Source organism: Nocardioides sp. NPDC057767 (assembly GCF_042798275.1).
In the GTDB taxonomy this organism is placed as follows: domain Bacteria; phylum Actinomycetota; class Actinomycetes; order Propionibacteriales; family Nocardioidaceae; genus Nocardioides.
In genome coordinates this window covers 77,677-84,827 of the sequence record NZ_JBHVKJ010000027.1, presented here as the reverse complement: position 1 = coordinate 84,827, position 7,151 = coordinate 77,677, and the positions used below count along the sequence as shown (strand labels likewise).

At 68.6% G+C, this 7,151-nt stretch carries 9 protein-coding genes; 8 read left to right on the top strand and 1 reads right to left on the bottom strand.

Features of this window, described 5'->3' with window-relative positions; translation table 11 throughout:
• Positions 1-79 precede the first annotated feature (79 nt).
• The gene (locus ACFVDI_RS15620; protein ID WP_378906524.1) at positions 80-1,060 is read right to left on the bottom strand and encodes a hypothetical protein; all 981 of its coding nucleotides are present in this window, start codon (positions 1,058-1,060) and stop codon (positions 80-82) included.
• 176 nt (positions 1,061-1,236) lie between these two features.
• On the opposite strand from ACFVDI_RS15620, the gene prmC reads away from it, so the two are divergent.
• The 8 genes from prmC (at position 1,237) to ACFVDI_RS15580 (ending at position 7,111) form a co-directional block, all read left to right on the top strand.
• The gene (gene prmC, locus ACFVDI_RS15615) at positions 1,237-2,094 is read left to right on the top strand and encodes a peptide chain release factor N(5)-glutamine methyltransferase (protein ID WP_378906522.1); all 858 of its coding nucleotides are present in this window, start codon (positions 1,237-1,239) and stop codon (positions 2,092-2,094) included.
• Positions 2,091-2,819: an L-threonylcarbamoyladenylate synthase gene (locus ACFVDI_RS15610; protein ID WP_378906520.1), complete on the top strand. Its 729-nt coding sequence runs from the start codon at positions 2,091-2,093 to the stop codon at positions 2,817-2,819. The genes prmC and ACFVDI_RS15610 overlap by 4 nt, the downstream gene beginning before the upstream one ends.
• Positions 2,819-3,994 carry a glycosyltransferase family 4 protein gene (locus ACFVDI_RS15605; RefSeq protein WP_378906518.1) on the top strand — a complete coding sequence of 392 codons (1,176 nt, stop codon included), beginning with the start codon at positions 2,819-2,821 and terminating at the stop codon, positions 3,992-3,994. The genes ACFVDI_RS15610 and ACFVDI_RS15605 overlap by 1 nt, the downstream gene beginning before the upstream one ends.
• Positions 3,995-4,156: 162 nt before the next feature.
• Positions 4,157-4,525, top strand: a complete 369-nt coding sequence (locus ACFVDI_RS15600; protein ID WP_378906516.1) for a hypothetical protein — start codon at positions 4,157-4,159, stop codon at positions 4,523-4,525.
• A gap of 113 nt (positions 4,526-4,638) precedes the next feature.
• Positions 4,639-5,445 carry a F0F1 ATP synthase subunit A gene (gene atpB / locus ACFVDI_RS15595; protein WP_378906514.1) on the top strand — a complete coding sequence of 269 codons (807 nt, stop codon included), beginning with the start codon at positions 4,639-4,641 and terminating at the stop codon, positions 5,443-5,445.
• A gap of 84 nt (positions 5,446-5,529) precedes the next feature.
• Positions 5,530-5,736: an ATP synthase F0 subunit C gene (locus ACFVDI_RS15590; RefSeq protein WP_091047785.1), complete on the top strand. Its 207-nt coding sequence runs from the start codon at positions 5,530-5,532 to the stop codon at positions 5,734-5,736.
• Between the two features lie 26 nt (positions 5,737-5,762).
• A complete protein-coding gene (locus ACFVDI_RS15585; protein WP_378906512.1) occupies positions 5,763-6,299 on the top strand; it encodes a F0F1 ATP synthase subunit B in 537 nt (178 codons plus the stop codon).
• A complete protein-coding gene (locus ACFVDI_RS15580) occupies positions 6,299-7,111 on the top strand; it encodes a F0F1 ATP synthase subunit delta (protein ID WP_378906510.1) in 813 nt (270 codons plus the stop codon). Before ACFVDI_RS15585 ends, ACFVDI_RS15580 begins: the two co-directional genes overlap by 1 nt.
• The last annotated feature ends 40 nt before the right edge of the window (positions 7,112-7,151 follow it).

The window sequence follows — 7,151 nt, the reverse complement described above, 5'->3', positions numbered from 1 at the left end:
GTACAGCCCGATGACCAGCGCGACGAGATGTGTATAAGAGACAGGACTGCGACCTTCATGCGTGTGGCGAGGGCCGTGCTCAGGCGTTGGCCTTCTTCTTGAAGCCGATCACGAAGCCGGCCGCCTCGGCCGAGGCCTCGCTGTCGAACCAGACCTCGGCCTGGGTGCGCTTGAAGGCGGTGCTGGCGGAGGTGTGGTAGCGCTTGGCGCCGTCCTTGCGGATGTTGCCCTTCACGACGTACGCCGGGTGCGGGCTGGAGCCGTCCTCGAGCGGGTCGGCGCTGCCGGTGCCGTAGCTGCTCGCCGGCGGCAGCGGCTGCTCGGTCTCGGCGGCCGCGTTCTTCTTGCCGCGGTCGTAGAAGTCGCTGCTCGCGCCGACGAACCCGGCCGCCTCGGCCGACTCCACGGTGTCGAAGTAGACAGCCGCCTTCGTACGTCCGTAGTAGGGGCTCGCGGTCGTGTGGTACTTCTTCCCGCTGCTGCCCTTGATCGTGTACGCAGCATCCGAGCTGCTTCCGTCAGCGGCAGGCAGCACGGCGCCGGCGTAGGGAGCTCCCTTGGTCGCGGCGGGCGCCTCGGCGGCGGGAGCGGGCTCGGGAGCGGACTCAGCGGTGACCTCGGCGGTGGGAGCCGGGGTCTCGGCCGCGTCGACCGTCGGCTCGGCGGCCTCCGGCTCGGCGGTCGCGTCAGCCGCGGCCGCTGCGGCGGTGACGCTCTCGGCCTCAGCAACCACGGCAGCGGTGTCCGCCTCGGTCACCTCGGCGGCGGGAGCCTCGACGGATTCCTCGGCCGCGGGAGCCTCGTCAGCGGGTGCCTCGGCCGCCGGGGCCTCCTCAGCCGGAGCCGCGGCCGCCGGAGTCTCTGCGCTGACCGGCTCGGTCGCGGACTCCTCGGCAGGGACCGCGGCAGCGGCGACGGGAGCGCTGGTGGTCTCGGTCGCCGGGCTGTCCTTGTCTGCTCGGTGCGCGGCCTTGGCGTCCTTGCGGATCGGCCGCCCGAAGAAGAACCAGATCAGGAGGGCGAGGACGAGAATGAGGGCAAGCAGCAAGGGCCACTTCATGGGGTGATGTTTCCTTCCGGGGGAGAACTCGGGTGTGGTGGTGGGGCAGCACAGCGCCCGACGAGGGTGGCGGCCATGTCCCGCGTCCCCCCATATGACCGGAAGAACCCTTGAGGCGCCCGAACGTTACCCTCAGCCGGGTAAAGCATGACTAACACATTCAGGAGCAGTTGCCCATGACCGCCCCGCGCACACTTCTGGCAAGTGCCCGAAAGCAGCTCGAAGAGGCCGGAGTCGAGAGTCCCGACGCCGACGCAGCCATCTTGCTGGCCCATGTCCTCGACACCGATCGCAACCGCCTCTTCCTCGTCGACGACGTCGCCGAGCACCAGGAGAAGGCCTACGCCGACCTGCTCGCCCGCCGCGCGGAACGTGAGCCGCTGCAGCACCTGACCGGGGTGGCGTACTTCCGGCACGTCGAGCTCGCCGTCGGCCCCGGTGTGTTCGTGCCCCGGCCGGAGACCGAGCTGCTCGCCGGGTGGGCGATCGACCGTGCCACCGCGATCGACGCACCTGTCGTCGTCGACCTGTGCACCGGCTCGGGCGCGATCGCCAAGAGCATCGCCGACGAGGTCCCGGGCGCCGAGGTGCACGCGGTCGAGCTCTCCGAGGACGCCTATCCCTGGGCCGTACGCAACCTGGCCGGCACCGGCGTGGACCTGCGCCAGGGCGACATGGCCGACGCTTTCCCCGACCTGGACGGCGGCGTCGACGTCCTCGTCTGCAACCCGCCCTACATCCCGCTCGAGGCCTGGGAGTCGGTCGCGCGCGAGGCGAGGGACCACGACCCCGACCTCGCCCTCTTCTCCGGACAGGACGGCCTGGACGCGATCCGCGTCCTGGAACGGCGGGCGGCCGAGCTGCTCAAGCCCGGGGGAGTGGTCGGCTTCGAGCACGCCGACGAGCAGGGCCCGGACGCCGACAACGGCGGGGCACCGGCTGTCTTCGCCGCCACCGGACGATGGCAGGACGTACGCGATCACCTCGATCTGGCAGGCCGTCCGCGCTTTACGACCGCGCAACTGGCAACATGAGCACTGTGACTGAGCGCTACCCGATCGCGACCGAGGACGAGCAGACCGAGGCGATAGATGCGGCTGCGGCCGCCCTTCAGGCCGGCGAGCTCGTGATCGTGCCGACCGACACGGTCTACGGCGTCGCCGCCGACGCGTTCGACAAGGGAGCGGTGGCCGGTCTGCTCGCCGCCAAGGGCCGCGGCCGCGCGATGCCGCCGCCGGTGCTGATCTCCAACGTCGCCACCCTCGACGCCCTCGCCACCCGGATCCCCGACTGGGCCCGCACCCTCGTCGAGGAGTTCTGGCCCGGCGCGCTGACGGTCGTCTTCCACCAGCAGCCGTCGCTGCAGTGGGACCTGGGCGAGACCCGCCAGACGGTGGCCGTACGCATCCCCGACTCCGACATCCTGCGCCGGATCATCGACCGGGTCGGCCCGCTGGCGACCAGCTCGGCCAACCGCACCACGATGCCGGCCGCCACCAACGCGGACCAGGCCGACGAGATGCTCGGCAAGATGGTCAGGGCGATCATCGACGGGGGCGAGTCGCCCGTCGGTGAGGCATCCACGATCATCTCCGCCACCGGTGACGAGCCGAAGATCCTGCGAGAGGGTGCGATCAGCATCGACCGGATCAACGAGCTGCTGGCGAAGCACGATGTCGCCATCCGGCGCCCGGGCGACCCGGACCCGGCCGTGGCCGACACCGATGTGCCCGACACGGACACCGACGCAGAAGCCTGATGCGCGCCTACGTCCTCCTCTTCCTGGTCGCCGCCGTGGTGACCTACCTGCTCACCGTCGTCGCCCGCGAGTTCGCGATGCGCACGGGGGCCGTCGCGAAGGTCCGCGACCGTGACGTACATGCCGTGCCGATCCCCTACATGGGCGGCGTGGCGATGCTGGGCGGCCTGGTTGCGGCCTACCTGGTGGCCCGTGAGCTGCCGTTCCTCGCCGACGCCCCCGACTTCGTGCTGCAGGACACCGGTGTGGTGATCCTTGCCGGCGCGCTGATCTGCATCGTCGGCGTCGTCGACGACATCTTCGAGCTCGACGCCCTCACCAAGCTGGGCGGTCAGGTGCTGGCCACCGCGATCCTGGTGGGCTTCAACCTGCAGTACACCTTCATCACCTTCCCCGACGGCACCCAGTTCGCCGTCGACCCGGCCCAGGGCGCGCTGCTCACCGGCCTGGTGGTGATCACCGTGGTCAACGCGGTCAACTTCATCGACGGCCTGGACGGTCTGGCGGCGGGCGTCGTCGGCATCGGCGCGCTGGCCTTCTTCCTGTTCTGCTACCAGTTCACCCGCATCAACGACATCGGCCGGGCGTCCACCGCCGCCCTGCTGAGCGTCGCGCTCGCCGGAGCGTGCGTCGGCTTCCTGATCCACAACTGGCACCCTGCTCGGCTCTTCATGGGCGACAGCGGCTCGATGCTGATCGGCCTCATCCTCGCCGCCAGCGCCGTCACGCTCTCCGGCTCCTACAGCGCCGGCGGCCTGAACGTGAACGCCTTCGACGCCTCCACGGCGCTCCTGGTGACGTTCCTGCCGCTGCTGCTACCCCTGACGATTCTGGTGGTGCCACTCGTCGACCTGGTCCTGGCCGTCGTACGCCGCACCCGCGCCGGCCGTTCCCCGTTCGCCGCCGACAAGAAGCACCTCCACCACCGCCTCCTGGAGATCGGCCACTCGCAGCGCCGCGCCGTGCTGATCATGTGGCTCTGGGCCGGCCTGATGTCCTTCGGCTCGGTCTTCGTGACCCTCTACCGCGGCCCCGTCGTCATCGCCGGCCTCGCCGTCGCCACCGCCCTCATCGTGCTGCTCACCTTCGTCCTCCCCAAGATCCGCGGCGAGCGCACCGACAAGCTCCTCGAGGTTCCCGAGGACCTCACCCCGCTGGAGGAGCAGGCCCGATAGCGGTGCCTTGATCGATCAATTAGGGCGCCCAAAGACGCTTGTGATAGTTTTCACGAGCGTTCGGGATACGCTCCTGAACACGTGAAATGCCCCCAGAGAGAACGGCCGCCGACGATGACGACCGAAACCAGCAAATCCAAGGTGCTGCGAGGTTCTGCCGCAGTGTCCGCAGTTGCTGTGCTCGCGGCCCTCGGGGTGGCCTTCGTTCTGGCCGGGACCGATGGTCTGACCGGGGCCGCGATCGGTTCGATCGCCACCGTTGTCGTGCTGGCGGTCGGTTCTTGGGCGATGTTCTGGATCGCGGCGAAGTCGCCCGCTTTGTCGCTGCCCGCGGCCGTCGGTGTCTTCACTCTGTCGGGCATGGTTCTCTTCGTCGTCCTGCTGATCGTTTCGCAGACCGCTGGAGACGCTGTCGTACGTCCGGCAGCCTTCTCGGTCATGGCGCTGACGGTCGCATGGACGACCACGTTCGCGTTCCTGGTGCGACGCGCGCGAATCCCGCTCTTCGACCTGCCCGGGGCAGACTCGTGACCCGCCAGTAGCGCCTGATATCGTCCGGGCCGTCGGGGGCGGCCGCCGGGATGATGCCCGAGCCATTGAGGCTCGCCACCCAGAATCGTAAGTTCGAACAAACAGGAGACAGCGTGAAGTCGCTTGCCGCCACCGTTATGGCGTCGGAGTCGGGGCCTCATATCCCGGGGCCCGCGGACTTCTTCCTTCCGCCGATCGTCGGGTCCGGCGACTGGGCTCTGACCAAGGTGAGCCTCCTGGTCCTGCTGTCCGTCGTGATCGTTCTCGGCTTCTTCTACGCGGCCTCCCGGAAGGCCGCGGTCGTTCCGGGCCGGCTGCAGTTCGCCGGTGAGTACGTCTACGGGATGGTCCGCAACTCCATCGCGCGCGACATCATCGGCTCCCACGACTACATGAGGTTCGTGCCGTACCTGTTCACGGTGTTCACCTTCATCCTGGTCAACAACTTCTACGGGATCATCCCGCTGATCCAGTTCCCGACGATGTCGCACATCGGCTTCACGGCCGCGCTGGCGGCCATCACCTGGCTGATCTACAACATTGTCGGCATCGCGAAGCACGGTTTCGTCGGCTACCTCAAGCTCCAGACGGTGCCCAGCGGCGTGAGCGGCCCGATCCTGCTCATGATGGTTCCGCTGGAGTTCCTCTCCAACATCGTCGTGCGGCCGTTCACGCTGGCGATCCGTCTCTTCGCGACCATGTTCGCGGGCCACCTGCTGGTGGCGCTCTTCTCCATCGGTGGCGCCTGGCTGATCCTGCACTACGCTCCGGCGTGGCAGGGCGTCGCGGCCGGCATCTTCGCCTTCCTGCTCGGCATCTTCGTGTCCTTCCTGGACATGCTGATCATGTTCCTGCAGGCCTATGTCTTCACCCTGCTCTCGGCGATGTACATCGCCGGGGCGGTCGCCGACGAGCACTGATCCGTTCAGGCTCAACCATCAGCTCAACCAATACGACGCACAACAACTGACGCACAGCGCGTCGCAACCGAAAGGAATATCCCCATGGAGGGACAGCTCGGAATCATCGGCCTCGGCCTCTCCGCCATCGGCCCGGGTGTCGGTGTCGGTCTGATCTTCGCCGCGTACGTCGCCGGTGTCGCCCGTCAGCCGGAGGCCCAGAGCCGCCTGCAGGCGATCGCGATCCTCGGCTTCGCCCTTTGTGAGCAGTTCTTCATCATCTCCCTGGCTCTCGCCTTCGTCCTTCGCTGACGTAGGGAACTACTGAAGGTTCCGACATGATCCTTACCCAGGTAACCGCTGCGGAGACCGAGATCAATCCCTTGGTCCCGCACGTGCCGGAGATCATCCTCGGTGTCATCGTCATCGCCCTCCTCTTCGTGGGAGTCGCGAAGTTCATCGTTCCGAACTTCGAGAAGGCGTATGCCGACCGCACCGCGGCGATCGAAGGCGGCATCGAGAACGCCAACGCCAAGCAGGCCGAGGCCGATGCCAAGCTCGCCCAGCTGGAGGCCCAGCTGGCCGACGCTCGTCACGAGGCGGCTCGCATCCGCGAGCAGGCTCGCGAGGAGGGCGCCGCGATCAAGGCCGAGCTGCGTGCTGAGGCGCAGGCCGAGGCCGAGCGCATCATCACCGCAGGCAAGGCGCAGATCGAGGCAGAGCGCCAGGCGGCAGCTGCATCGCTGAAGACCGAGGTCGGCTCGTTGGCCACCGGTCTCGCCGGTCGCATCGTCGGCGAGTCCCTCGACGACGACGAGCGTTCCAGCCGTGTCGTGGAGCGGTTCCTCGCGGACCTCGAGGCAGGGGTTCACTGATGGACTTCCGTGGAGCGTCGGCCGAGGCCGTTGCCGCCCTGACCGAGGAGCTGAAGACCGCTGTCTCCGCCTCTCCTGAGGCGGCGGCGAAGGCGGCCGACACCCTCTTCGAGGTCTCCCAGACCTTCCGCGCCGAAGCAGCTCTGCGCCGCTTCGTCACCGATGCATCGGTGCCGTCGGAGGCCAAGACCGGCCTCGTCGGTGAGCTCTTCGGCGGGAAGGTCGACGCGACGGGCCTCGGCGTGGTCGAGTCGGCGGTCAAGCACCGCTGGACCCACGCCGGTGACCTGAGCGACGCGATCGAGCGACTGAGCGAGATCGCCGCGGTCCGCAGCGCCGGCGGCGAGGCCAAGCGCCTCGCTGACGAGCTGTTCGCGGTCCAGCAGGCCGTGCAGGAGACGCCGGAGCTGCGCGACGCGCTCTCCGACCCGGCTCGCACGAACGCGGACAAGGTCACGCTCGTCGACGACCTTCTCGGCGGCAAGGCGCTGGCGGCGACGGTCACCCTGACCAAGCAGGCGCTGGCGGGCACCTACCGCACCGCCACGGTCGCGCTGGGTGAATACCAGAAGGTTGCCGCTGCGGTCGCGGGCGAAGGCACCGCGGTCGTCCGCGTGGCCGCTCCGCTCTCGGAGGCGGACACCACCCGCCTGGCTGCGGCCCTCGCGAAGAAGTACGGCCGCGAGGTCCACCTGAACATCGTGGTCGACCCGGCCATCGTCGGCGGCATCAAGGTCTCGATCGGTGACGACGTCATCGACGGCACCATCTCCAGCCGCCTCGACGGGGCGCAGCGAGCACTCGCCGGCTGATCCGGCATCACGGCCCCAACTGGCCGTATGACCCCTGTGT

Excerpts from the sequence above, each read along its gene's own strand:
- ACFVDI_RS15620 (WP_378906524.1), bottom strand. The coding sequence starts at position 1,060 with ATGAAGTGGCCCTTGCTGCTTGCCCTCATTCTCGTCCTCGCCCTCCTG.
- prmC (WP_378906522.1), top strand. The coding sequence starts at position 1,237 with ATGACCGCCCCGCGCACACTTCTGGCAAGTGCCCGAAAGCAGCTCGAA.
- ACFVDI_RS15610 (WP_378906520.1), top strand. The coding sequence starts at position 2,091 with ATGAGCACTGTGACTGAGCGCTACCCGATCGCGACCGAGGACGAGCAG.
- ACFVDI_RS15605 (WP_378906518.1), top strand. The coding sequence starts at position 2,819 with ATGCGCGCCTACGTCCTCCTCTTCCTGGTCGCCGCCGTGGTGACCTAC.
- ACFVDI_RS15590 (WP_091047785.1), top strand. The coding sequence starts at position 5,530 with ATGGAGGGACAGCTCGGAATCATCGGCCTCGGCCTCTCCGCCATCGGC.
- ACFVDI_RS15585 (WP_378906512.1), top strand. The coding sequence starts at position 5,763 with ATGATCCTTACCCAGGTAACCGCTGCGGAGACCGAGATCAATCCCTTG.
- ACFVDI_RS15580 (WP_378906510.1), top strand. The coding sequence starts at position 6,299 with ATGGACTTCCGTGGAGCGTCGGCCGAGGCCGTTGCCGCCCTGACCGAG.